The sequence below is a fragment of the Paenibacillus assamensis DSM 18201 genome (assembly GCF_000422445.1).
Classification (GTDB): domain Bacteria; phylum Bacillota; class Bacilli; order Paenibacillales; family Paenibacillaceae; genus Paenibacillus_B; species Paenibacillus_B assamensis.
The window spans coordinates 358894-385183 of sequence record NZ_AULU01000006.1 but is presented as its reverse complement, the minus strand read 5'-3'; the positions used below and the strand labels follow the sequence as shown (position 1 = coordinate 385183).

At 41.7% G+C, this 26290-nt stretch carries 24 protein-coding genes and 1 other annotated feature; of the genes, 3 read left to right on the top strand and 21 right to left on the bottom strand.

From position 1 onward, the window contains the following. The 5 genes from H580_RS0104700 to modA form a co-directional block, all read right to left on the bottom strand. The coding region (locus H580_RS0104700) for an HTH domain-containing protein (protein WP_028593757.1) at positions 1-279 on the bottom strand (279 nt) is incomplete at its 3' end. 145 nt (positions 280-424) lie between these two features. After that, positions 425-1078 carry a bacillithiol biosynthesis deacetylase BshB2 gene (bshB2, locus tag H580_RS0104695; RefSeq protein WP_028593756.1) on the bottom strand — a complete coding sequence of 218 codons (654 nt, stop codon included), beginning with the start codon at positions 1076-1078 and terminating at the stop codon, positions 425-427. Between the two features lie 37 nt (positions 1079-1115). Beyond that, positions 1116-1460, bottom strand: coding sequence for a YojF family protein (locus H580_RS0104690; RefSeq protein ID WP_028593755.1), 345 nt, complete (start codon positions 1458-1460; stop codon positions 1116-1118). A 356-nt stretch (positions 1461-1816) separates the two neighbouring features. Continuing rightward, a complete protein-coding gene (gene modB / locus H580_RS0104685) occupies positions 1817-2494 on the bottom strand; it encodes a molybdate ABC transporter permease subunit (protein WP_028593754.1) in 678 nt (225 codons plus the stop codon). Further along, positions 2491-3333 (bottom strand): molybdate ABC transporter substrate-binding protein, encoded by an 843-nt coding sequence (gene modA / locus H580_RS0104680; RefSeq protein ID WP_028593753.1) that lies wholly within the window; start codon positions 3331-3333, stop codon positions 2491-2493. The genes modB and modA overlap by 4 nt, the downstream gene beginning before the upstream one ends. A gap of 166 nt (positions 3334-3499) precedes the next feature. Here modA and H580_RS0104675 point away from each other — a divergent pair, with 166 nt between their 5' ends. Beyond that, a complete protein-coding gene (locus tag H580_RS0104675; protein WP_028593752.1) occupies positions 3500-4450 on the top strand; it encodes a helix-turn-helix transcriptional regulator in 951 nt (316 codons plus the stop codon). A gap of 328 nt (positions 4451-4778) precedes the next feature. On the opposite strand, the gene H580_RS0104665 is transcribed toward H580_RS0104675, so the two are convergent. The 3 genes from H580_RS0104665 to thrS all read right to left on the bottom strand — a co-directional run bounded on the left by H580_RS0104665 (position 4779) and on the right by thrS (position 10375). After that, positions 4779-6059, bottom strand: coding sequence for a helix-turn-helix domain-containing protein (locus tag H580_RS0104665; protein WP_028593751.1), 1281 nt, complete (start codon positions 6057-6059; stop codon positions 4779-4781). Between the two features lie 679 nt (positions 6060-6738). Next, entirely contained in the window at positions 6739-8052 is a 1314-nt protein-coding gene (brnQ, locus tag H580_RS0104660; RefSeq protein ID WP_036604547.1) for a branched-chain amino acid transport system II carrier protein, read from the bottom strand. 77 nt (positions 8053-8129) lie between these two features. Continuing rightward, positions 8130-8393 (bottom strand) — a binding site (T-box leader). A 68-nt stretch (positions 8394-8461) separates the two neighbouring features. Beyond that, the gene (gene thrS, locus H580_RS0104655) at positions 8462-10375 is read right to left on the bottom strand and encodes a threonine--tRNA ligase (protein ID WP_028593749.1); all 1914 of its coding nucleotides are present in this window, start codon (positions 10373-10375) and stop codon (positions 8462-8464) included. 555 nt (positions 10376-10930) lie between these two features. Here thrS and H580_RS25375 point away from each other — a divergent pair. After that, on the top strand, positions 10931-11992 hold the full coding sequence (locus H580_RS25375; protein ID WP_051217246.1) for an S-layer homology domain-containing protein: 1062 nt from the start codon (positions 10931-10933) through the stop codon (positions 11990-11992). A 318-nt stretch (positions 11993-12310) separates the two neighbouring features. Here H580_RS25375 and H580_RS0104645 read toward each other — a convergent pair whose 3' ends face one another. The 10 genes from H580_RS0104645 to H580_RS23380 form a co-directional block, all read right to left on the bottom strand. Further along, on the bottom strand, positions 12311-12535 hold the full coding sequence (locus H580_RS0104645) for a helix-turn-helix domain-containing protein (protein WP_028593748.1): 225 nt from the start codon (positions 12533-12535) through the stop codon (positions 12311-12313). A 12-nt stretch (positions 12536-12547) separates the two neighbouring features. After that, positions 12548-13036: a DUF2975 domain-containing protein gene (locus tag H580_RS0104640; protein WP_028593747.1), complete on the bottom strand. Its 489-nt coding sequence runs from the start codon at positions 13034-13036 to the stop codon at positions 12548-12550. A 236-nt stretch (positions 13037-13272) separates the two neighbouring features. Beyond that, entirely contained in the window at positions 13273-13536 is a 264-nt protein-coding gene (locus H580_RS0104635; RefSeq protein WP_028593746.1) for a hypothetical protein, read from the bottom strand. Positions 13537-13691: 155 nt separating this feature from the next. Continuing rightward, positions 13692-14585 (bottom strand): DMT family transporter, encoded by an 894-nt coding sequence (locus H580_RS23385; RefSeq protein ID WP_281167952.1) that lies wholly within the window; start codon positions 14583-14585, stop codon positions 13692-13694. Beyond that, positions 14582-15928 (bottom strand): opine metallophore biosynthesis dehydrogenase, encoded by a 1347-nt coding sequence (locus H580_RS0104625; RefSeq protein ID WP_051217245.1) that lies wholly within the window; start codon positions 15926-15928, stop codon positions 14582-14584. Before H580_RS0104625 ends, H580_RS23385 begins: the two co-directional genes overlap by 4 nt. Position 15929: 1 nt before the next feature. After that, entirely contained in the window at positions 15930-16715 is a 786-nt protein-coding gene (locus tag H580_RS0104620; RefSeq protein WP_028593744.1) for a nicotianamine synthase family protein, read from the bottom strand. 26 nt (positions 16716-16741) lie between these two features. Then, on the bottom strand, positions 16742-17623 hold the full coding sequence (gene nikC / locus H580_RS0104615) for a nickel transporter permease (protein ID WP_245583490.1): 882 nt from the start codon (positions 17621-17623) through the stop codon (positions 16742-16744). Continuing rightward, on the bottom strand, positions 17620-18564 hold the full coding sequence (nikB, locus tag H580_RS0104610; RefSeq protein ID WP_028593742.1) for a nickel ABC transporter permease: 945 nt from the start codon (positions 18562-18564) through the stop codon (positions 17620-17622). Before nikB ends, nikC begins: the two co-directional genes overlap by 4 nt. 1 nt (position 18565) lies before the next feature. Continuing rightward, positions 18566-20113 carry a nickel ABC transporter substrate-binding protein gene (gene nikA, locus H580_RS0104605; RefSeq protein WP_028593741.1) on the bottom strand — a complete coding sequence of 516 codons (1548 nt, stop codon included), beginning with the start codon at positions 20111-20113 and terminating at the stop codon, positions 18566-18568. A 286-nt stretch (positions 20114-20399) separates the two neighbouring features. Next, a complete protein-coding gene (locus H580_RS23380) occupies positions 20400-21650 on the bottom strand; it encodes a lytic polysaccharide monooxygenase (RefSeq protein WP_051217243.1) in 1251 nt (416 codons plus the stop codon). Between the two features lie 420 nt (positions 21651-22070). Between H580_RS23380 and H580_RS0104595 the strand changes: the two genes are divergently transcribed. Beyond that, positions 22071-22994 carry a patatin-like phospholipase family protein gene (locus tag H580_RS0104595; protein ID WP_028593740.1) on the top strand — a complete coding sequence of 308 codons (924 nt, stop codon included), beginning with the start codon at positions 22071-22073 and terminating at the stop codon, positions 22992-22994. Between the two features lie 160 nt (positions 22995-23154). Here the strand turns inward: H580_RS0104595 and H580_RS23375 are convergent, their stop codons facing one another. Genes H580_RS23375 through H580_RS0104580 form a run of 3 tightly spaced genes read right to left on the bottom strand, consistent with a single transcriptional unit; the run spans position 23155 to position 26190 of the window. Next, positions 23155-24051 carry a DMT family transporter gene (locus H580_RS23375; protein ID WP_051217242.1) on the bottom strand — a complete coding sequence of 299 codons (897 nt, stop codon included), beginning with the start codon at positions 24049-24051 and terminating at the stop codon, positions 23155-23157. Further along, positions 24048-25403 (bottom strand): opine metallophore biosynthesis dehydrogenase, encoded by a 1356-nt coding sequence (locus H580_RS0104585; protein ID WP_051217241.1) that lies wholly within the window; start codon positions 25401-25403, stop codon positions 24048-24050. The genes H580_RS23375 and H580_RS0104585 overlap by 4 nt, the downstream gene beginning before the upstream one ends. Before the next feature lies 1 nt (position 25404). Next, positions 25405-26190, bottom strand: a complete 786-nt coding sequence (locus tag H580_RS0104580; protein WP_028593738.1) for a nicotianamine synthase family protein — start codon at positions 26188-26190, stop codon at positions 25405-25407. Positions 26191-26290: the final 100 nt, after the last annotated feature.

Sequence of the window (26290 nt, the reverse complement as noted above, 5' to 3'; positions counted from 1 at the left end):
ACGTTCATAAAGCAACCCAGCTTCACCGTACTCCGAAAAAATAGTTCTCCAACGATGCAAACATTTCTTCGGTGTGTTTCGTCCGATGATCTCTGTAGAAAATCCTGCATCTAAGAATATATCTAAAGGTGTTTTTCCTTGTTGATAGGCTTGGATACTAGCTACCTTAAACGTTGGTGAATAAGTGATGTTTTTTTCCGACACATGTAATACATTTGCATTTTTACTCAATAACTCTATCTCATGTTTAGTGAAGCTCTTTCTGATTCTTTTATTCATAATCCGCATCCTCATCTACTTCTCAATACTATGATTAAAACATAAAAACCCGTAAGAGGGCACTTTTTTTAAAAGTGTCCATCTTACGGGTTACAGTTCAGTCAGAACTGACTTTCATGGTGCCCTTATTAATCAAATGTTTCGCTTAATGAAAAGGATAAATCCAAAACATTTCCGCACTATGCTTTCCACGTGACGCAGCATCCTCATTCTTCAAGCTGTCGAGCAGCATTTGAGCTTGCGATTGATGCGCCTGAATCGCGTGTATTTTTTGTTCCACATAATCACTAATGTCATTAACAACCTCAGGTTCCCCTAGTATCTTTTTCCGATTCGGAGTAATGGCAATGCAGTGAACAGTGGGGCGCTTCTGATTTGGCATTCGCTTCACAGCTTCGATGACAGCTGCGCCTGTCGCATCATGATCAGGATGCACACCATGACCTGGATAGAACGTGTATACAAGGGATGGTTGCAATTCAGTTAGCAGTTGCTCAATTTTCACTGATAGCTCTCCTTGCTCTTCAAACTCAACCATTTTATCATGATAGCCCCACATTCGAACATCTTGAATGCCAATTCGCCGACAAGCCTCTTCGAGCTCTCGCTTACGGATCTGAGGCAATGTTACTCGATTCGCAAATGCGGGATTCCCCATATTCCGTCCCATTTCACCTAGTGTTAAACATACATAGGTCATCAGCGACCCTTGTTGAATGTGCGTAGCTAACGTACCTGCAATCATGCTTTCATCATCTGGATGCGGCAGCACGACGACAATATGACGATGTCTTTCCATTTGAAGTCTCCTCTTTCTGTCATCATGTCTTATCTATTTAAAATGGTGTTTCACTGAGCATTAAGCAAACGATAAGTTTCCCCTGCTGATCATGCCCTGCTATTATTAGTTGATTGGCCTCCTGCTCGTCCCAATGCGTCAAACCTTCTGCATATACCCAGCCATCTTCCGTCTTCAGACCTATACGATACGGCCCATTGCCTGATATCGTTCCATGGGAGTATCGAATGCCCGTATTTTTCGTAAATACTGACGCTGTCAGTTTAGACTTATCTCGATGAGAAGCATAAGCTCCTGTTGTCATTTCCAAGTGTAGATATACCCTTTTGTTCTGAAAAGTTTGCAGCAGTTGCTGTACTCGCTCTTGTTGTATCGGTTGCATGTTTTGTTCCCCTCTATTTACAGAAAGCCCCTCCCTTCGCATCCGCAATGAGTTCAAAGTAAGGGACTTTCTTCTATTTTATCGTCGCACAGTCCGACAATAAGCAGCTTCATTCCATTCATTATGATAATAGTTTACATGATTAATCATTAAAAACAAAGAAGCCGACCGATAGAAAAATACTAGCCCCTAAAGAGTATGATTATGATAAACATAGGAGGGATGCTGTAAACTCGTTGAAGAATAGTCTCATCATGAGTATAGGTAAACCCGAGTTTCTGTAATTTTTACATCATGTAAGAAAAAAACACCCGCAATCTAGGATTGGGATGCTCGTTCTACGATACATTATGAAGTTAATGCGGCGGCTTGCGCCTAGCTACTAACAGCATGATAAAGGATATTACGACCATCGAGCAGGTCCAAGCCCACGCCATGCTCATATTGCCGGCATCTACCGCAACATAAATGGCAGTCGGTATCGTTTGAGTTTTGCTTGGTATGTTGCCAGCGATCATCAATGTCGCACCAAATTCACCAAGACTTCGAGCAAAGCCAAGTATATACGCAGTTAAAAAGGATGAGTAAGTTAACGGAAAGCTAATATAGCGAAAAACTTGCCACTCGTTCGCCCCAATAGATCGTCCAGCATCCTCTAAATCTCTATCAATGGAAGAGAAGGCTACTTTCATCGTTTGGTAGACAAGTGGAAATGCAACCACAATTGACGCTACAACAGCTGCCCACCATGTAAACAGAATCGGTTCTGAGAAAATGGACTCTATATATTGCCCCAACCAACTTTTTCGACCGAGTGCCACTAACAGAAGAAACCCAACTACAGTTGGTGGAAGCACAAGTGGAAGCATAAACACCGTTTCCAGCAGCATTTTACCGCGAAATGTTCTACGTGACATCCACCATGCCACACTCACCCCTAAAATGACTGCTACAACACTGGATAACAGCGCTACTTGCAGAGAGAGTTGAATGGGTGTCCAAAATGCAGTCCAATTGATGTCTGACAGCGTCATTTCGGAATCGAGAATCCGTATTTTACAAATACATCGAGTGCTTCTTTCGATTGCAAATACGTATAAAAAGCTTCAGATTCTTTGCTATGCTTAGACGACTTTACGATACCTATTGGATATTCGACGGGTGTATAGCTGTTAGGATCAACTGAAAAAGCAATTTTGACTTTGGAGGATGATAGTGCATCCGTTTTATAAACAAATCCCGCCTCCACATTTTCCGTTTCTACATATTGAAGCACTTGTCTTACATCTTTTGCTTGAACGGTTTTAGCTTGTAGTGACTCCCATAGTTGTGCATGTGTTAGTGCTTCTTTAGCATAATTGCCAGCGGGTACACTTTCGGGAATACCGATCGCCAATGTTTTAATATTTTCTTTCGTAAGGTCTTCTAGACTTTCAAGTGTTGTACTCGCGCTGCTGGGAACAACGACGACCAATTCATTACTTAACAAAGTCCGCTGTTGATTTCTATCAATAAGCTCTTTGTCAACGAGTGCGTTCATATTTTTAGGTGCCGCCGATAGGAATAAATCAACAGGTGCCCCCTGCTCAATCTGCTGCTGCAGCGCTCCCGAACCTCCGAAGTTAAAGTTCAACTTCATGTTTGTATTCGCTGCTTCATAGGATTTTTGTATTTCGGTTAGTGCATCGGTCAAACTTGCAGCTGCTGATATCGTTAACTCTACTTTTTCCATCTTGTTTGAGCTGTCTTGACTTAGCTGCGATTGGGTGTTGTTGCTTGTAGTGGATGCTGCTTTCTCTATACATCCTGCCACCCATACCAAACTTAACAAGACCAGTAAGAGAACCATGCTAGATTTCATTATTCTATACACTTCTACACTCCTTACATTATGTTTAGTTATATTTGGTTATAATTAGATATAAATATACACATCATTCTATGAATATGTAAAGGTTCAACCAGAACATTTATTCCACATTATGTTACAATAAATCTACATTCACGAATCGGCATTACATTTCACAAGGAGGATTTACGTGTCTAATCCTATCTCCTATACCACTGAAGAGATTGCTGCTCTTTTAAAGGTTTCCAAGCTCACGGTCTATGATTTGATCAAAAAAGGCGAGCTGCCCTCTTATCGAGTTGGAAAGCAGATGCGCGTTGATGCTGAAGATCTAGAATCCTATAAGCAGCGTGCTAAAGGAATAGCTAGAGCATCTCAAACAATCAAATCTGAGCAATCGCTGCCTTCAGCACCACCTGTACTTACTCACGGAGCTCGACCTATCATTATTACAGGTCAGGACATCAGCCTTGATATACTTGCAAGGCATATAGAGCAAAACGTTTCTGACCTACGCCCCCTTCGTTCTTACAGCGGTAGTATGGATAGCCTCATTGCGATGTATCGTGGTGAATCTGATATCGTCAGTACACATTTATTAGATGGGGACTCCGGAGAATACAACCTACCCTACATACGCAGAGTACTTGTAAGTTCATCTTATGTTGTAGTCAACTTACTTACACGGACGGCTGGCATGTTCGTTCAACCAGGAAATCCCCTTCATCTCAATAGCTGGGCGGATTTGAATCAACCAGGATTGAGGATTGTTAATCGTGAGAAAGGTTCTGGCGCACGTGTGCTGCTGGATGTGCAGTTGCGACTTCATGGCATACAAGCTAGCCAGCTAGAAGGATATAACACGGAAGCGACCAATCACATTGGCGTTGCGAGTAAAGTTGCATCAGGAGAAGCAAATGTTGGCATTGGCATTGAGAAAGCAGCTTCCATCGTAAGTCACGTTGATTTTATTCCTTTAATTCAAGAACGATACGATCTTGTCCTCATGAAAAAGGCAGAGAATCTGCATTGGATTGAATCAGTGATTGCAATATTGCAATCAGAGGCATTCCAAAATGAACTCCGTGCGATCGGCGGATATGACTTATCACTTACCGGTCAGGTGTTATATGAGAGTTGAAAGAGTTCAAAGATTCATACAATAAAAAAATACTCCTTCCTAGTTGTAAGGAAGGAGTGTCACCCCTATTGAAACATGAATTTTAAAATAAACTACATGAAATATATGAACGTTATCGTGTATCCCAATCATGTTTTCCACCAAAAGTTGTAATCTCACTACCTATACCGGAACCGGAAGTTATTGAGAGGACTAAAAAAGCTGCAAAAATCAGTTTAAAGTACCGTTTTTTCATTTAAGATCTCCTCCAACTGATAAAGTTAATTACAGCATTTGCTCTTACTTTCAATTCCCTATAAATTAATGCCTTTAGTTAGGCCTTAATTATCTATTTATTTTCATTACACAACGCATAAAAATTCTCTATCTTCTCTATAGTAGATGAATTCATCATTTGTTTATTCTCTCGGTACAATTTAAACAGTAATCTCATGCAATTACGCTCGTTCTTCATGTCGTCTATTTGCGCATATCTGTAAGCGCTTTCCATGTAATTATTCGCAGCTAGATTAAACTCATTAACTTCCGAGTAATAACTGCCTTTGAGCTTGTACAACCTAGCTAATTCTGCAGATTCCAAGGGAGTATGATAGGTAACAGCATTAATTCTATCTTCATAAATCAATAATTGTTTAACCCCAAGAACATTTTCTGTTTCTAAATAAAACGAGATGAACTCATTGATAACATGAATGACAAAATCGTCGTTACACTTATCAAGACACTCTTGAAACTGAGCAGCTGCAAGTTCTTGATTTCCCTTTTTCACATTTAACATCGCTGTTAATAATCTAACATTATCAGGCACAATGGACTGAGGGTATTTTTTATATTGGGATAAATACTTCTGAGAGGTATCATAATCACCTATATAATAATGAGCATCTTGCAGGATCCCAATAGCTTTAATCTTAAGTTTACTGTCAGTGTGATCATGATTGACCACCATACTGCATAGCTTAATGCTTTCTTGAAACATACATAAGCTATAGGCATGTACACCGAGCTTATAATAAGTGTCAAGGCGCTCTTCCAATGACAGTAAGTTGATATAATTCAGTATGTATGTCCCTGATTGAAATGTTGCATTTAGCTTACTAAAATCATTCCGCTCGATGCAGTATTTCTGGTATAAACCTTTAGCAATGAAAGGCATAATTCCGTGCTCACGGCAGTAATCGATGATAAGCTGATATAGCGTAAGTTTAATGGAAGTGTCTTGCATTGAAGCTGTAGCGTGATAAAGTCTTTCAACAACATCATAGCTGTCTTCACGATCAGACTCTAGAAACTTGCTAGCAATATCAATGACGAGGGATATTGGACTGAAGCGAGAAATAGCCTCTTCTAACATCATTAATAGAGTGTCAGGTCTACGTTCGACCTCAATGTATAGTCCAATGTATTCATTGTATGGAATACCAAGTGCTGATGCAAGCATTTTTATCGTCTGAAATTCTGGCTTCTTTACCTCTCCGTTCTCAATCTTGGAGATGGTCCCTTTACTTACACCTGAGAGATTTGATAATTGGGTCAACGTTAGTCTCGCTATAAGCCGGTACTGTTGAATCAAATCTCCAAACGTTAGTAGGGTGATACAACCATTCATCTTTCACTCACATCCTCTACTATTATATGAGCTGCTCACCTACAACTTCAATAATGACTAGAAATATGACTTTAAAGATGCACGTTGACTTTTCATAGACGATTCGGGGAACATGAAGTGTGTCCGTGCGCGGGGGAATTATTTACATATATTAGATTATAGCTTGATTTTACCAAGTGTCAAATAAAAACAGCTCGATTTCGTAATAAATCTTACACCAAAAAAGATTAATCGACTTAAATCGACCAATCTCCTGATTTTATTACATTTTTCATCATTATTCTTTGTCACCACGAGTTATGTGGCTCAAACGATTAGGAAGACTTTTTTGTTGCATCTGTCTTTACTACAAAGACAAACTCTTCTTTTCGTTTGCCCCACTCTCCTACAAAGTGAAAGCCACGTAAAGTAGCACCTTCTTAAACGAATATAATCATGATAAGGGATAGACACATTAATTTTCTCATTCAAATCTCTCCTAATTATACAATTAGATAACTCGTAGTCGAAGTGCCAGTAACAAGGTCCGTGTACAATTAAAGATGTTCTTTATTAAACGTAAACCACGGTTTAAAAGTTGCATGGGATGTAACCGCCCTTATTAAAGCGCGTCAGATAGAAACAGAAAAACGCCAACCCTTAACGGATTGGCGTTACTTGTTACATTTTAATTCATACTCTAATTTTGCTTCGATTTACCGATTATCCAACCTATTAATCCACCGATGAGCGCTGGTACAACCCAGCCAATCCCCTCTTTATACAACGGAAGATAGCTTAACATATCTGTCACTGCACCTACAGGAATCTTTGCAGCTTTCAAACCATCGAACAGGCTAATGGCTACTGTCCCTATTAGTGCTCCAACGTATACGGAGGACCGTCCACCGAATAGCTTGTTGAACAAAGACAACAAAATTAACACGATTGCAATTGGGTACATAACGAGCAATACCGGAATTGAGATGGAAATAATTCGGTTCAAGCCCAAGTTTGCAACAAGCAAACCAATTAGACAAATGAGGAACGTAATTCCCTTGAAGCTGATTCGATGTGTCAATGATGAAAAGTATTGACTACATGCAGAAACGAGACCAATACAAGTTGTTAGACAAGCAAGTGTAACAATGACAGCTAGTAAAACTAACCCAAATGGACCGAATAACTCTTGTACCGCAAGGGTAAGGATTTGTCCGCCATTCGCAAGTTGTCCAAACGTTTCAACGCTTGTATTACCGATGTAACCGAGTGCTACATACACTAACGTCAAGCCGACACCTGCTATTAATGCGGCGTAAATCGCTGACTTGGCAATCGCACGTTTTTCTTGCACACCCTTGTCTCGAATAGCATTAATAACGATTAATCCAAAAGCAAGTGCTGCAATCGTATCCAACGTCAAGTAGCCTTCCATAAACCCTTTAAACCCAGGAGATGTAACGTAATCTCCTACCGCAGGTTGTACATCGCCTAGTGGATTCACCACTGCTGCTATGAACAAAGCAGCGATAGACAACAGAAGCAGCGGAGTCAAAATGTTGCCGACCCACACTACTAGCTTAGATGGATTCAAGCTTAATACATATACGACAGCAAAGAAGATGAGTGAATACAAGAACAGGATCCAACCGTTCGAATTGAACGATTCCGAAACAAAAGGCTGTGCCCCCATTTCAAATGCCACGTTCGTTACACGTGGAATGGCCATCAATGGCCCTAGCATAACATAGACAGCAACCGCAAAAATGACACCAAACTTGGGATGAACTTGCTGTGCTAACTGCTGCATGTCCTTGCCTGTAATTCCGATCGTAATGATTGTAAGTAACGGCAGACCAACCCCCGTCAAAATGAAGCCAAACATGGCCAAGGCGAATTGATCACCAGCTTGTTGGCCTAATACCGGAGGAAAGATTAAATTCCCAGCTCCGAAAAATAAAGAGAATAACATTAGGCCGATAAAGAACGTGTGTGATTTGGATAATGATTTCATCATAGTACCCCCTAGTTGTCTCTTTCTATATTATCCATTCATTGCCAACTTAATGAATAACAAAAAATCCGCCCCACGAAAGGGACGGATTGAATTCCGCGTTACCACCCATTTTCATCTGCTACAACAATGAATCTCATTGGTACCAAATGCACTTTGCCACGTATTTGCCACGTGCTCCTGATAACGGTGGATAGCCGGCATAGCTTACAGAGTTTCTTGTTCAGCCTATGCTTCTCAAAGATGACTTCGTTCATGTACCGAACGTTGGCTTACAGCAATTGCACCAACTCTCTGAAGATCGGATCACATAACCTACTTGTTCTCGTCAATGAAGTTTGCACTAAGAAGTTTGTACTTATTTTACATGATGTGATCGCGAAGTCAATGTACATTTTTTTACATATATTTATCGTTTCGTTTGTACCTCTTCACATAAGTGTTCTACGAACTCTTGAATACCCATGCCACCAATGTCTCCCTTTCCCCGCCCACGGATTGTAACGTTGTTCAATTGCTGCTCTTGCTCTCCAAGCACGAGTACATATGGAATTTTTTCAAGCTGCGCCTCGCGAATACGATAACCAAGACGTTCATTACGCGTATCAATATCTACTCTTACACCAGCCTTGACCAACGCTTGTTTCACTTGAAACGCATAGTCTGTATACCGCGCCGCAACAGGAAGCAGCTTCACTTGAACGGGCGCAAGCCATAGTGGAAATGCCCCTGAATAGTGTTCAGTAATAATGCCAATAAAGCGATCGATTGATCCATAAACGGCACGATGGATGACGACTGGACGATACTTTTGACTGTCTTCAGCAACATAAGTTAGATCGAATTTCTCGGGCATTTGGAAATCAAGCTGAATCGTACCGCACTGCCAACTCCGGCCCAGCGCATCTAAAATATGAAAATCAATTTTCGGTCCGTAGAAGGCACCATCACCTTCATTGACTCGATAAGCAACGCCTCGACGATCCAACACATTTTTCAGTGCTTGTTCTGCCTGATGCCACAACTCTTCTGACCCCATTGAGTCTTCAGGTCTTGTCGACAATTCAATCTTATATTCGAAACCGAATACTTGATAAATATAGTCGATAAGCTCAATGACGCGGTTAATTTCATCTTCAATCTGCTCAGGCAGTACGAATAAATGAGCGTCGTCCTGACAAAACGTGCGAACACGCATCATCCCGTTCAATGCCCCTGAAAATTCATGCCGGTGCACTTGACCAAATTCAGATAGACGAATAGGTAGCTCTCGATAAGAATGCTGTCTATTCTTATAAATCAGCATATGGCCGGGACAATTCATCGGTTTGAGAGCAAACTTTGTTTCATCAACCTGTGTAAAATACATATTGTCTTGGTAATGATCCCAGTGCCCCGATTGTTCCCAAATTCGGTTATTCATCATAAGCGGAGTACGCACTTCATCATATCCCAGCTTGTTCTGAACATCGCGCGCAAAGTTCTCCAGTTCCGTGCGGATAGTCATTCCTTTAGGTAAATAAAAAGGCATACCAGGAGCCTCTTCTGAAAACATAAATAACTCCAACTGCTTGCCTAATTTGCGATGATCGCGTTTCTTCGCTTCCTCCAGCCGATATAAATGTTCTTCCAGCTGTGCCTTCTTCGGAAATGCAGTGCCATATACCCGCTGCAGCATTTTGTTGTTCGCATCTCCACGCCAGTATGCCCCTGCCACACTCAACAGCTTGAATGCTTTAATTCGCCCTGTGGATGGAAGATGCGGGCCACGGCATAGATCAGAAAACTCCCCTTGCTCATAAATGGAGAGCACTGCATCCTCTGGCAATCCTTGAATAAGCTCCAGCTTAAATGGCTCTTGCCGCTGTTCAAACAGCCGCAACGCTTCATGACGGTTAACGACCTTGCGCACAATCGGTAAATTAGCTTGAATGATGCGCTGCATTTCTTCCTCGATAGCTGTTAGATCATTTACAGACAACGGCTGCGCAATATCAATATCGTAGTAGAAACCATTTTCAATAACAGGGCCGATGGCGAGTTTCACCGCTTGCTTGCCGAATATTCGTTTCATGGCTTGAGCCATTACATGTGCTGTACTATGACGGTAGATATCCTCGCCTTCTTTGCTGTCCAGCGTCACAATTTCGAGGCGACAATCTTCATCGAGCGGTTCGTTGAGATCAACGAGCTTGCCATTACATTTACCAGCGACTGCTTGCTTCTTCAATCCTGAGCTAATCGATGCCGCGACATCGAGCGAGGTCGTGCCTTGTGCATACCTCCTAACTGTTCCATCTGGTAATGTGACTTGAATTTGCAATTCCATGATGATTGCCTCCTTTTCTCCATTGTTCATAATCGTTGAACGCAAAAAAACACACTCTCCCAGAAGGGACGAGTGCGTTCAGCTCGTGGTTCCACCCTAATTCAATAAGCATCTTAAACATGCTTGATATAAGCCATGTATGCAGATGCAATATCCTCGTTAGTTATCCAGTATCGTGGATAAGACGGCAACGAATACTTCCGTTCTCCATTCCATAAAGAAATGAGTCAACGGGTTCAACCTTGCGGCTACAAAGGGGTAATTTCACATCTGTTATCTGAAGAAGCTCTCAGCATACACTTCTCTCTCTGGACAGTAAAAGAAGGAAATCATGTCTTTGATTATAGCCAACTATTAAATTATGAATGATTATACATACGGACATATTAGGTGTCAAGGTGTAACTGCTTCATTTCGCACCGAAAAAATCTCTTCATACACACTCATCACCTAATTTATAAAGGAAAGTGATCATATAATTACCACTAGATCATGTAAATATACTCTGATATTCTCATATAGAAATTTGCCATTTAGAAAGGAATACATATGAAAAAATCTTTGTTCCGCAACTCAATCATCATTCTGTTTACCATGCTGCTGGCATTCCCACTCCATACCAGTCAAGCACATGCAGCCGACCCTATCCCTGAGTACATGTATTTTCCCTTCGATATTATGAATCACTGGGCGTACGATGAGTTGGACAACTTTGTTAACGCAGATTTACTCCGTGGCTATGTTGACGAATACGGGGATGTAAATGCTAAACCGAATCAATCCATTAGCCGTGCGGAATTTGTCTCTATTTTAGTTCGTGCATTAGGATTGACTAGTAATCAAGACGGTACATCCTTTACCGATGTTCCAAAAGGAAAATGGCATTATGAACCGATTCGTATTGCTAGTTCACTTGGTATCGTGAGTGGTACAAGCGAAACTACATTTGGGCCTGATCAACCTGTGAAACGTGGTGAAATTGCTAGCATTATTGTCAGAGCATTCACTTCTTCGATTCCATTTACAGGTGAAATAAAATCGTTCACCGATGTTCCTGATTACTACGCAACGCCATCGATTATGAAAGCAAGTCAAGTTGGCATCGTGCACGGTGCGACTGCAACAACGTTCAAGCCTTTTGCCAATGCAACTCGTGCGGAAGCAGTTGTTATGCTGCAGCGTGCACTCGACTTGCAAAGAAGTGAGCTTCCAGAAGACAGTACCCTTACGAAAGTTATAACCGATTGGACAGCTAACAATACGAAAGCTATGAATGACAACACTTTTGATCACCTAGCGAGTATCGATAAACAATATGCAACAGGCTATCATTTGGCATATAGCGCAAGTGCAAATGCTGAGCTTATGGACATTGTAAATGAAGGAGCTGCATTCACTGCCAAGATCTTGAGTGAGCAGAAGCTTACGGTTCAGCACAAAACAGATCGCTTTGCTGTTATCGAGTCGACAGGTGGAATTATGCAAATCACAACAAAGCTGCATGGAGCAGAGGTTGACGCGAAACAATCCATGGACGGACATTATATGCTTAAAAAAATGCCAGATAACAGCTGGAAAATATACATGTATGCGATGACAGAGCAGCCTTAGTTCTCCTGCAACTTCAGAACATACACCTATAAAGAGTGTGAACGTGAATCGTTCCCACTCTTTTTCATATTAACGATCCCACTATGATTGCAGAAGATAAATATGTGCGAGAACATCAACCAGAAATGCGAGCCGATGTTATCGTACAAGGAATCTAAATAGAGACCGTTATATGTGTATGTACACAAAAAAAGAGCATGCAACGGACACCAACATCCTTCCATGCTCTTTCTCTATCAATTACACCTTATATTCTTCTATATCAGCACTTGCCGATCACTTGAGCTATTTCTACACTCGTCCCTCTGCTTACTCCGCTTAATCTCTCGGATCTTCTTCCTCTTCGACATATTCCAAAATATCTCCCGGCTGACAATCCAATGCTTTGCAAATTTCATTTAACGTAGAAAATCGGATTGCCTTGGCCTTGTTATTTTTCAAAATCGATAAATTAGACATCGTTATTCCTAATCGATTCGCAAGCTCTGTTGAACTCATCTTCTTCTTCACCATAACCAAATCCAAGTTAACAACAATGGACATCTGTTTCACCGCCTATATGGTTTGATCATGATCTTCTTTCATTTCAATAACCTGCTCGTACAAGCTGGAGAAAACAAAGCTTAGCAAAGCAATACTTGCCCCCACCATTGAAATGATAATAAGCGGTAAAACAGTTAGTGCATATAAATACATATCGTAGGTGTAGCAAAGAATAAGTGTAGCCATATTGAAAAGTACAACTTCACTTGCTGCATAAATAGAGATGCGCTTCAAGCTCATTGGTATATTTCTAGAAAAAGCACTGCTAGACGCAATTAACTTACACACTTTCTTTAATTCAAATAACGCTAACACGTAGGGAATTGCGCAAATATAGATAGCTGCTGAAATAATGGTATCCAAATTAGTTCGCGTAATTCCAAGCCCACTCTTAAAATAAGCTGTCATGACCAAAGGTGTCGCTGCTAGTGCTAACAGAGTCAACGCAATGCCTAACACAACGACTAGATGTAAAACTTTCGCAATTGTATTGTTCTTCATGATGATATTCCTCAACTTTCATGATTTGTGGTACGCCATTAACAATATCCGATCATTTTTTACTTGTCAATAAAAATTAATTAAAAAACAGATATTTTTTATTATTAAACAACACTATATTATTGATAAACAATAAATAAAAAATACAAACGTTAACTGCAATTACTAATAGCTATACAAACAGAAAAAGACCCTATTCAAAGGGTCTTTCATCTCCATTACAATCCTAACTTCGCTTATATATCAATCGCCACATGAGGCTTGCTATAATGACTCGTTCCACCGCCTCCTACTAATACATAACCACCTTTATTAAAAAGGAGCCGCTTGCTTGAACCATTTGACAGCAGCACTATGACTTCCGAGCGCTTTGCCAATGCAATATATTTGACATATCCGCTTCTCAGCACAATAGTCTTCCAATTGCTATCAAACTCTGAACGAACTACCCGACTAGAATACACTTGATTTTCTTTGCGCCCAACACGAGACTTCCCCATCTAAATATCGCTCCTTCACTGAATTAGGAATAATCATCACTCTACTAACCACTCTTTCTCAGCAGTATATTCAGCGGAGATTATCGATGTTTGGGATATATGGATAACACTCCTAAAAACAGGATATTAGTCTGTAGTGTTGCTCATCACCTCGTTTACTTTCGACTAGCAACTGGGCTTTGTGTACGTTCAGCGATCAATTGTTGATCCTTCCATTTTTGTTTACTTCGAGACATCATAATGCAAGTAGCTACAATAAGACATCCCCCTACAGTCGTATAGATGTCTGGGATTTCGAACCAGAACAAGAAGCCCCATAACACATTAAACACGATGCCAATGTAACGAGTGACCTCCACTACAATCGCATTTTCATGTGTAAATGCCTTCGTCAAAAACACTTGACCTATTAAAGATACAACCCCAATCGCGATAAGGTAGATCCATTCTGTTGTATTTGGCATGACAAAGCTGTTCCACATCAGTGGGATAGAGACAACCGTAGCTGTAGCTAAGAAATAAAATACAATTTCATAAGCGTGATGACGTTGACTCAAGTAGCGAATAGAAGTCGCAGCACCTGCGCCAAGAACGGCACTTAATAGCCCTACGAGTGCATACATCGAGTAAGATGAGAATTGGAATGGCTTTACTAGCAGTAACGCTCCAACGAACGCAATAGGCATAATAACTATCATTTGTCGCGACAGCTTCTCCTTAAGGAAAAAGAAAGCAAGAATAAATACGAAAATAGGAGACATATGCGCCAGTATTGTAGCATCGGTTAACGATATTTTCGAAATCGCATAAAAGTAAGTAATTAAGTAAAGTGCCCCTAGTACACCCCGCGTTATTAACATCGGAATACCCGTTGTAGAGAAGGTAACCTTGCTTTTTCTCATGAGTGCAAAAATAAGGATCGTTCCAATCAAACTGCGAAAAAAAGCCACTTCCGTTGAAGGAATCGTAAAGCTGACCGCCTTTACCAGCGCATTCATAATACTGAACACGAGTGATGCCAAAACAGCTAAATAGATGCCATTTTTCATGTTGCACACTCCCACACGCTAAAGATCGCATTTACATCTTCTATCGTCGAATCAATTAGCATTTCAGGATGGATGGCGGATGCACCCTTTTCAGCAATAAACTGCTGCAATCGCTGCTCAAACAGCTGAATAAGCTGCAAGGTTTGTGGCATTTGCACCTTCATGAACTCAGCCATACCATATAGAGCCTTCAACCGTTTATAATCTTCAAGCGGAATTCGCGGAATCATCCAGCGTCCACACGCATCTTGGTATATTTGTTTATACGGTACAGCGGAGAAATCAAAGTATTTCCCTTGTTCATCGCTAGACGAAAATGGATCAATTAGCAGAGAGGAATACCGAACATAAAGCATATATTCCTGATGGATCGGCTCTAACTCTACAAAATGTTCAATTTCATAGCGTGATAAACTTTCTTGCCGAACGGGATAATTATCATCATTCATAAATTGCAGCAAATTAATGGGCTCGCAGCCACAGCTAATTAGGAACCTTGATATTTCTCGCCATAGTTCTGCCATAGCATGAATGACTTGAGAAGTAATCGGGCCCTCTGGATAAAGTTTATACATACTCTTATTCGAAGGCTCTATCCGTAGAATCTGATCCAGCGAGAAGTCATTGATAAACAAGGGAGGATGAACATACATCGTGATGCTCCTGCTCTCGGCTTCAAGCGGATGAGTTACTATATCGCATTGAATGCCCAAGCTTGTTATAAAAAGTTGAAACGGCTGGATAGACCAACTATTAGATTGATTAGAAGCTGCGTAGACTTTTTTCTTCATTGCTTTCGTGTATGCTGTTGTTATACAAGCTGCATCGAACTTGGTCGCGGCAAAATAAGTAGACAAACTAATAATATCAATGCTTCTATGGATAGGAAGTTCGCTCTTGACCAACAAATTCGAACCGAAGCTCGGAGACAGCAATATAATTGTGTGTACAAATGGCAAACGCTCTAGTTGAAGCTGACGGATGACATCCCGGTAGCTATCACATGGCGTACAAATGACAATCGTCTCCCAACTTTCCTCTGCTTCAATAGTCTGATACCCTACATAAAAATGATCGAGTCGAACAGTCCCCTCTAAATGTTGATGCTGCTCCCCATACATACGCGATGTAACACATTGTTGGGCTTGTTCTAATTCTTGTAATAGCTGAGCTGCATGCGGCCCTTCTCGATTCAATAAACCAAGCTTACTGGACCATCCACGAGATAGTTGGACGGCCGTGTGGATCGCTGCAGGCCCAGCACCAATGAGCAGTGTATTCCCAAAGGGCGCTGCATGGGCTTGTAAGGCTTCTCTATTTTGCTCAGATGTGTAGCTCGTCATATTATAGCCTCTCCAATACTAGTGTATCGTACAAATGCTGCTCGTCATCGATTTTACGCTGCGCCCATTTATCAGCTACATCCGCTTCTAACGGATAATTAAAGATAGATTTAAGGCCATTTCCGTAGCGTACAACAATTTTAGCCTGTGGATTCATATGCTGACGGAGCTCCTCAAGCACTTCCAGCTTGTTTTTGACTAACGAGGCAATAATAATATGCGTTGCTTCTCCCGTGTAAGACAGCTCTTGAGCTGTTTTATTCGTAAAGCTGATGCAATTACCCAAGCCTGAGGCAGCAGCAACTTGCTGGGCCCATTCAATAGCTTCAGGATCAATATCCAAACAAACGACCTGTGCTCTCGTTTCTCTCGCAATCGTTAAGGCAGAAGTCGGAAAAGCACCAGATCCGATAAACAATACCTTGGAGCTGCTATCAATGTGATGCTTCTCCATTTCTTTATTTACGGCACGTGCCAGTATATCTAAATAATCACTGATATCCGAATGATGCTCACAAGTATATTTAGCTTGATATTTTTCCATATCGCACAACGCTTGAATGGAGGCTTCTCTCACTTTTTCTGCATACTCCGCTATTTCAGCATGTTCGCCCCATTGGCTCCACCGTTGCAAATTATCATCATTGATCATAAATTGGCACAAATAATCCAATCGCTCTTTCAGCAATTCAAAACAATCACAATGCTGCTTCGAATACGTAGTCAATTCTCTAATTTCAAATTCCAGTAATTTTAAGGAGAGCAGATAATGATATTTGTCTTTCATAGACAGCTCCTCCATTCATAAAAGTTCTATTTATTCCTAACGTCAAGAAGTTGACGAAGTCCGTCTCCAATCAAATTGCATGACATAACCACGATCATGATACATAAGCCTGGGTAAATCATCAGTTGTGGAATCGTCTGAAAGTAGGGTCTTCCATCATTCAACATGGCCCCCCACTCAGGTGTTGGCGGTTGTGCGCCTAATCCTAAGTAAGAGAGCGAGGAGACAATCAAAATAATCTTGCCGATATCCAACGAAGCAAGAACGATGACCGGAGATACAATATGCGGAAGCAATTGCCTTCGAATCATATGCCATGTACCAAAGCCTGCTGCACGTGCTGCCTCCATATATTCCTTCTCACGCTCCAACAGGATAATGCTTCGTACAAGCCGTACATACTCAATCCATTTGACTGCAATGATAGCTATTAATAGATTCGTAATGCTCGGACCTAGAAATCCTGAAACTGCAATCGCTACAATGATTTCAGGCAATGCACCTACACCATCGACAACTCTCATGATGAAAGTATCAAGACGTCCTCCTACGTAGCCAGTTAGCAGTCCTATCGGTACGCCTATGAAAATAGTTGCTGTAATCACGATACCTGCTAAGCTCAGCGTCATTTGCGCTCCTGATGCCAAACGTGAGAAAATGCATCGCCCCAGATGATCGGTGCCAAGCGGATATTCCCAACTGGCAGGCCGGAGACGTTCCGACATTTGGATGAGCAAAGGATCATTAGGGACCAGATAAGGTCCTGCAGCAACAAACAAGATTAGCGCCAGAAAAAGTACAGAGCCAACCAACATAAGTGGATAACGAAGCAGCGTTTTCCACTTAGAAGTACTGCTTCGTTGATGCATGAGCGCAGCGCTGGACATCGCGTTGTAATTGGGTTTCATATTATCCTCTCCTTCACATAGCGAACTCGAGGATCTATCCATGTATAACTTATATCGATAAGCAGATTAACCATCACAATCATCGTTCCAGAAATCATGACGTATGCCTGAATGACAGGGTAATCGCGCTTAAAGATCGCTTCGATAGCCATATCCCCTAGGCCCGGCCAAGAAAACAGCGTTTCAATAATGACGGAACCTGCCAAAATGCTTCCAGCACTCGAACCAAATACCGTCATAATAGGTATTAGCGCGGCACGAAGCGCATGTTTGTACATGATTCGCCATTCCCCTATACCTCGCGCACGTGCAGTACGTATGTAATCCTGCGCAAGCACCTCTAACAATCCCGCTCGCAGCATACGTGCATATATGGCAGCCAAACCAAACCCTAGTGTAATACTAGGTAAAATGAGATGCACAGCAGAACCCATTCCCATAGTTGGCAACCAGCCAAGCTTATAAGAAAAACCGTAGATAAGCATAAGTCCCAACCAGAAAGCAGGTATCGATGCACCTAGTAATGCGAGCACATTGCTAACATGATCGATCCATTTCCCTTCATATTTCGCTGCTACGATTCCTAGAGGTATCGAGATGACCAGCATGACAGTTAAACTGCCTGCGGCAAGCTCCAAAGTAGCTGGTAATCGTTCTAAAATGTCTTGCACGACAGGCTTGCCATTTATGAGTGAGTTCCCAAAGTCGAATTGCATGATGCTGTACATCCAGCGTAAATATTGAATGTATACTGGCTGATCAAGCCCTAGCTCTTTTCTAAGCGCCTCTTCATCTGCTGATGTAGCAGCCACTTCGTCCGCACGCAAAATAGTAAACACAGGATCGCCAGGAGCTAATTTCATTAAGGTGAATGTAAATAACGATAGAAAAAATAAAACAATTCCCAGCTGCAACAGCCGTTCTTTAACGATGTTCAGCATGCTATTTCACATCCATTTTGTTCGTAATGATATAGTACTCCTCCGCTCCAGGCGCCCAATTAAGAACACGTTTATTCACGCCAACTAAGATGTTTGGGTATACAACGTATGAATGTGGCACTTCATCTTGAACAACAGAGACTACTTCTTTTGACAGCTTCATTCGAGCCTCTTGATCCTCACTTGCATTAAGCTGCTTAAGTACAGGTGCTACATGATTCACTTCAATATTGCCTGGATTCAGGGCACCGCCTTGCTGATAAGCAGCATTAAGGAAGTATCCACCATCTCCTCGAGGAGCAGATAAACTACTATAGGTGACCATATCCCACTGATCATTTTCTCGCAAATGCGCATCAATATTCTCTACGATCTTAATCTCTACTTGAACCCCTATCTTCGCTGCCTCTGACTGGAACAATTGAGCGATCAGCGTAAGCTCTGGACGAGTCTTATACGTAATGAGTTGAATGCTCAATGGCACGCCATTCTTCTCAAGTTTGCCGTTCGAGTTCGACTTATATCCTGCTTCTTCTAGAAGTTCCAATGCTTTGACAGAGTTAAATGCAGGGATCTCGCCATCATTTCCAAAAGGCAATGTCTTTGGAAATGGTCCGTTGGCTGGCTGTCCATGTCCGAACATAATTCCTTCTACCACCGTTTTTCGATCAACGAGCAAATCAAATGCCTTTCTTACGCGTATATCCTGCAAGTGCGGCCGTCTAGCATTATAAATCAGATAGTGAACACGAAGGCCTGTAACCGACTCCACTGTTAACTTGTTATCGCGCTCCAATGCTGCTATCGATTCAGCAGGCAGCTGATAGGCGATGTCCGCCTCATTCGACTGAAGGGCCATCATTCTCACATTTGCATCCTCATTAAATTGAAATGATACTTCATCCAACATCGCAGGTGTATCCCAATAGCCTTCGTAACGAACTAGGTTCGCCTCACGGTTAGGTGCGAATGAAGCTACCTTAAATGCCCCCGTCCCTATAGGCTTATCATTGAATGACATCGTACCGATTTTAGCTTCGGCAGCAGTACTAACAATCGAGGTGTACGGATTGATAAGTTCAGAAGGCAATGCCGGATTAGGCTCGGATGTTACAATGGTGAGCTCCTGCCCCTTCGCCTCCATAGAAGCTATTTTTAATGCCCTTGAAAGGGACTGATTCGACTTCAACGAACGTTCAAGTGAGGACTTAACTGCTGCCGCGTCCATCTTCACCCCGTCATGAAAGGTTACCTTGTCTCGAAGTACAAACACCCATGTGTGCGGGTCGATTGATTTCCATTCCTTGGCTAGCCATGGGCTCGGCTTCATCTCGCTGTCGAGCTTTACGAGCGTCTCTACTGCTCCTGCTCGCAATGGCGCCCAACTGTTATGTGGGTCTAACGTATTGACCGAAAGATGATAAATCATCGTTACCTTCTTCGTTTTCTCTTTCGCACTATCAGTAGACCCTCCCGTGCTGCATCCCGTAACGAAAAGCATCCAACAAAGGACTATCAATATTGTTGCTTTATGTTTGCTACTATTCATGGAATCCTCCTTATGCTTGTTCATTTTATAAAATACTTGCCTACCCTCTACAATGGCTGCTTCCTTTCGTAGCAACCATTTATTATTCGTAATAATTACGATTAATTAAGGCTATAATATCCATTTCATTTCTTAATGTCAACTAAAAAAAAGCTGTTAGCGTTAACTAGCAGCTGAACGAAATTACTATAAATGCTACGATTTTTCCCGCGACTATAAACGAAAAAAGAACCTTCAGCGCCAATCATGGCATTGAAGGTTCTTGGATCGAATTTAACGTTCTTCCTTAATGAGCGTGGTGACTGTGACCAGTTCCGGATGTAACGACTTTCCAGACGCCAGCTTTACCAGGCTCTTCCCCTTGTGTCCACCAAGCCGCTTGGTAAGTAACACCGTTAAATGTTACTTTTGCACCACCAACATAAGCTTTCTTAGCGTTCCACTCAAGTGTTACATTGCTAATCAATTTCCATGCATCAGAGTTATCAGGTGTGTTGCCTTGTGTCCAATAAGCAGCTTGATACTCCAAGCCATTGTATTGAACTTTATCTCCGCCTACATATACTTTCGCTGCATCCCAAGCAGGAAGTGTGCCGTTACCAGGTGTTCCTGGGTTTGGGTTTCCAGGGTTGCCGTTATCACTTGGAAGTGTTGTAACGGATACTGCGCTGGATAATGGAGACTTTTTACCTGCTGCATCAACCGCGCGTACCGTATAGCTGTAAGCCGTACTAGCAGTCAAACCATTGTCAGTAAATGTCGTTTGGTTAACTGTGTTAACTAATGTTCCATTGCGGTATACTTCGTAAGCTGCTGCTTTTGCAGAAGCAGTCCAGTTGATTTCAACGCTAGTTGCGGAAATAGCTTTTGCAACAACATTTTTGGGAGCTGTAATCGGCTCAACTGGTGCAGTGCCATCGTTTACAAGATTAACGTCGATAACTTGGTAGAAAGCATTCGGAGTATCTGCGATTTCCCAAACACCGAGAATCAAATGATAACCACTGCGGTCGCTTGGTACTTCACATTCATGAGATGTCGTTTTAGAAGGTTTTTTGCCACCATCATAATAGTAGCAGAATTGCTCCAAATCAGCACGAGTCAACGGCTTGTTTGGGTTCCAATCTTTTTTCGTGATGTAATATTTCCACTCTTTCGTAGCATGCGGAGCTGTCAAATGCCATGTGAATGTTTGCTTGCCGCTGTTCAGCGTTTGCTTCTGCCAACGATCAGCTGTTTGCTCATACAATTCTGGGAAGATGCCTCCACCCGTGATTTCGCCGTCTTTTGGACCAGCAGCTGGAAAGTTACCGATCGCTTCCACGCTTTGTGGTTCATATTGAATTGCACCACACTTCGTGTTTGTTCCTTGTTTACATAGTAAAGCACGGCTGGAAGGTGACTCCATGTAACCATGCGCCGATGCTTTGTCAGCTGCAGCTAAAGAACCTACACCTAACAAAATAAACGTACCGAGTACGACCAATAACGGCGATACTCCTGAGAACAAGCTTTTCAACGTACTTTGTTGCTTCATAACGTAATCTTACCTCCTACAAGTATGGTTTTTTTCTGATAGGCTGCTAGGCTATGTATCCCCTATCACTTCACATATGAACCTGTGCTAGTTGGCCTCCTCGTCTACATCGTTTACCGTTCACGCTTGTCATTATATTACATCCAATGTTAATTTAACGTAGTTCTAACTCACCAAATTTCTATCCCGTTCTACTTATTTCTGCATAAGGTATTGTAAACTTTTGCTCAATCCGATCACTTGGACTTACAAATATAGGATCAAAGTACGACGAATTACTTAACGACACTAACCTTTTGTATAAAAGATAATTTACTAGGTTAGCACTCTTTTTTGATCATTAGCAGGAAAATAATCTACTTATATCCAATTAATCTATAGTTATAATCATGTTGTCTAACCTATTGGAGGTGGGTCGTGATGCAAGTAGATGCTGTGTTCGAGGGAGGCGGAGTACGAGGAATCGCCTTTATCGGTGCTATTGAGCAAATAGAAGCAGCCGGCTACAAGTGGCGGCATATCGCCGGGACATCAGCCGGGTCGATCTTCGCTGCATTATTAGCAAGTGGCTATACTTCTAACGAGTTAAAGGAGCTTATGTATGGATTAGATTATATGAGCTTACTTGGTCACAATTGGCTGCACCACGTTCCCCTTGTAGGACAAGCTATCCCGATGCTCCTCTATTCTGGTATTTACCGCAATACGGTGTTGGAACAGTATATGACAACTTGGTTGCTTCAGAAAAATATCCATACCTTTACCGATCTGCCCCAAGGCAAGCTGAAAATTATCGCTTCTGATGTTAGCAGCGGCAACATTATCGTATTTCCTGATGATCTTGCTAAGTATGGCATCTCACCTTCCGATTTTCCCATTGCAACCGCTGTGCGTATGAGCACGACCATACCCTTTTTCTTTCGACCGTATCGCTGGCAAACCCCTACTAATATAAAGCCTTATTACATTGTTGATGGGGCGCTGCTCAGTAATTTTCCTATCTGGATCTTTGATGTAGAAGACACACCTGTTTGTCCAACCTTTGGCTTTCGGCTTTCAGAGAAAAAAATATTTGCTCCACACCATCCGATAGAAGGACCATTTTCATTGTTTAGCGCAATGTTCAAAACGATGCTGCAAGCTCATGATCAGAGGCATGTGGACATACATGGGGAAAGCCGCACGATGTTTATTCGTACAGGTCATATTACACCTACGGACTTCGATATAAGTGAAGAAGATCGGGCTTATTTGTACGAGGAAGGCAAAATTGCTGCACAGCAGTTTCTTAAGAGATGGGACTTTGAAGCGTATAAGAAAAGGTTTCGTTTAAATACCGTATAAAGAACATGTAATAGACTAATAATTCATCATTTTACCAAAGTCAGCACAACTCGAATGAGATATTGCAAGCAAAATAAACGGCCTTCGTCCAATGATAAAATTCAGGACTAAGGCCGTTTATTACAACGACGAAAAGTAGGATTTCATCCTTACTTTTTATTTATTTTTGAGCAGCGATGGAACTACTCTGTGACCCTATTGCCGTTGATCCTTGAATCGTCAGCTTCTGTTTGCTCCGAGACATCATAATGCAGGTCGCTACGATTAAGCATCCTCCTAAAATCGTGTACATATCAGGTATTTCGAACCAAAACAGGAATCCCCATAATGCGTTGAACACGATACCAATATATCGGGTGACTTCTACAACAATGGCATTTTCGTGTGTAAAAGCCTTCGTCAAAAACACCTGCCCGACTAAAGATACGACTCCTATTGCGATCAGATAGACCCATTCTTCAGCATTTGGCATCACAAAGCTATCCCACATCAGAGGAAGGGATACAAATGTAGCTGTTGCTAAGAAATAAAACACAATCTCATAAGCGTGATGACGTTGACTTAAGTAGCGAATAGAGGTAGCTGCACCTGCGCCAAGAATAGCGCTCAATACGCCTACAAGTGCATAAATCGAATACGTAGAAAATTCGAATGGATTTACTAACAGTATGGCTCCAAGGAACGCGATCGGCATAATAAAGAGCATTTGACGTGATAACTTTTCTTTGAGGAAAAAGAACGCTAAAATAAACACAAAAATGGGTGACATATGAGCGAGTATTGTAGCATCCGTTAATGATATTTTCGAGATCGCATAAAAGTAAGTAATTAAGTACAACGCCCCCAGTACACCACGTGTTAGCAGCATCGGAATGCCTGTTGTAGAAAATGAAACACTGCTGCGTTTCATTAACGCAAAAATAAGTATCGTTCCGATTATGCTGCGAAAAAATGCCACTTCCGTTGGTGGAATCGTAAAACTAACCGCCTTTACAAGTGCATTCATAATGCTAAATACAAGCGACGCTAATATGGCTAAATAGACCCCATTCTTCATGTTATGCGCCTCCATTCCGTGTAAATGGCTTCTATTTCTTCGCTTGTCGTATCGTTACACATCTCAGAATGGATGGCACTCATTCCCTTTTCGATAATAAACTGCTCCAAGCGCCGCTCGAACAGTTGAATCAATTGCCCTGCCTGCGGCATTTCCACCTTCATCAGCTCCGCCAAACCATAAATCACTTTTAATCGCTTATAGTCCTCTAAAGGAATTCGTGGAATCATCCACCGTCCCGCTTCATCTTGATAGACTGTTTTGTAGGGTACCGCAGAGAAGTCAAAATATTTTCCCTGTTCGTCCGCCGATGAAAATGGATCGATGAGAAGTGAGGCATAGCGGATATACAGCAAATACTCTTGATAAGTCGGATCCAGCTCTACAAAATGTTCAATTTCATAGCGAGACAGGCTCTCCTCATGAACTGGATAATTATCATCATTCATAAATTGCAGCAAGTTAATGGGCTCTGACCTGCAGCTGCTTAGAAATCTGGATATTTCGCGCCACAATTGTGCCATAATGTGAATCACCTGGGGTGAAATTGGTCCTTCTGGATACAGCTTATACATATACTTCGTTGATGGGAAAGGATTAAGTATTTGTTCTAATGAAAATTCATTGATAAACAACGGGGGATGAACATACATCGTTATGCTGCGGCTTTCTGCTTCTATTGGATTGTTCACCACTTCACAAGCAACACCTAAGCTTGATATAAAACGATGTAAATGGTTGATCGATGAGCTGTTGTAATGACTAGAGCCTGCGTACACTTTTTTCTTCATCGCTTTGGTGTACACGGTTGTGATGGAAGTGGAATCGAACTTCGTTGCGGCAAAATAAGTCGACAAACTTATGACATCGATGTTTCTATCGGTAGGAAGCTCGCTATGTACAAGCAGATTCGAGCCAAAGTTCGGCGAGAGTAAAATAATCGTACGTACTGTAGACATTTGATCTAACTTAAGGCTGCGGATGACTTCACGATAACTATCGCATGGCGTACAAAGAAAGATGGTTTCCCAGTTTCCTTCAACCTCGATGCCATTGTAACCTGTATAAAAATGATGCAGTTGAACACTTCCCGTTAAATGCTGCAGCCGTTCGCCCTGCAACCGCGAAGTAATCATATGATTGGATTGAAATAGCTCATCATTGAATCGTACAGCATGCGGTCCTTCTCGATTCAGTATACCAAGCTTATCCGACCAGCCGCGAGATAATTGTACGGCTACATGGATAGCAGCTGGACCAGCACCGATAAGCAGCGTATTGCCAAATGGACTCGGACGAAGCTCCTGTTCCTCAGCTGCACCCTGATTATAAATGGTCGCTTGTTTGGTCATATTATCGCTTCTCCAATACTAAAGTATCGTACAAGTTTTGTTTATCATCCATTTTATGATGCACCCAATCATGAGCCACATCTTCTTCAAGCGGGTAATTAAATATGGACTTGAGCCCATTGCCATAGCGGACAATAACTTTAGCGAAGGGATTCATATGTTGACGAAGCTCTTCCAGCACCTCCAGCTTGTTCTTAACAAGTGATGCGATAATAATATGCGTTGCTTCTATCGTGAACGGGAGCTCTTGAACCTTCTTATTCGTAAAGCTGATGTGACCTGATAAACCTGAAGCTGCTGCTACTTGCTCTGACCACTCAATCGCTTCAGGATCAATATCCAAGCAGACAACCTGTGCACTTGTTTCTCTTGCAATCGTTAAGGCAGTAGTCGGAAAAGCACCTGAGCCGATAAATAGTACCTTGGAATTACTGTCTATGTTATGATTTTTCATTTCCTCATTTACAGCGCCCGCTAATATATCTAAATAATCACTAATGTCCGATGCGCGTTCGCATGTATGCTGCGCTTGATATTTTTCCATATCACACAGCGCCTGTATGGACGCTTCTCTCACTTTTTCCGCATATTCCACTATTTCTATATGATTTCCCCATTGGCTCCACCGTTCCAAGTTATCATGATTGATCATGAATTGACACAAGTAATCCAATCGATCCTTTAACAATTCAAAACAATCACCATACTGCTTAGAAAAAGCAGTCAGTTCCCTAATTTCAAACTCAAGCAATTTTAAAGAAAGCAAATAATGATATTTGTCTTTCATACCTATGAACCTCCGTTCTAATCACTGATTTATCAGAACACGAAAACGTACATCATTTGCACGCAAGATGCAGGTTTAAACTGAAAGGTTGGAATCAGAA